Origin of the sequence: Pseudoalteromonas sp. GW168-MNA-CIBAN-0100 (assembly GCF_040309225.1) — a bacterium.
Lineage (GTDB): Bacteria > Pseudomonadota > Gammaproteobacteria > Enterobacterales > Alteromonadaceae > Pseudoalteromonas > Pseudoalteromonas arctica.
Map to the genome: position 1 here is coordinate 1 of NZ_JBEOOL010000496.1, position 278 is coordinate 278.

Sequence of the window (278 nt, forward strand, 5' to 3'; positions counted from 1 at the left end):
TAATTTAGTGACTTAATTTAAGCCTAACTTTTTAAGCTCAACTTCAGCCAATTTGGCTGAAAGCGGTACATAACCGTCTTTTTCTACAATTTTCTGCCCATCTTTCGACAATACCATTTTTAAAAATTCAGCTTCAATTGGTGCTAATGGTTTATTCGGGTGCTTGTTCACGTAAAGGTATAAAAAGCGCGACAGCGGATACTTACCTTGTGCTACATTTTCAAGCGTTGCATCAACAAAGTGGCTGCCTTTTTTGGCCAGTGGAACTGTGCGTACAC

General features: G+C 39.2%; 1 protein-coding gene. It reads right to left on the reverse strand.

Annotation, left to right across the window (positions count from 1 at the left end; translation table 11 throughout):
* Positions 1–12: 12 nt before the first annotated feature.
* The coding region (locus AAEY62_RS22130; protein WP_502935547.1) for a PstS family phosphate ABC transporter substrate-binding protein at positions 13–278 on the reverse strand (266 nt) is incomplete at its 5' end.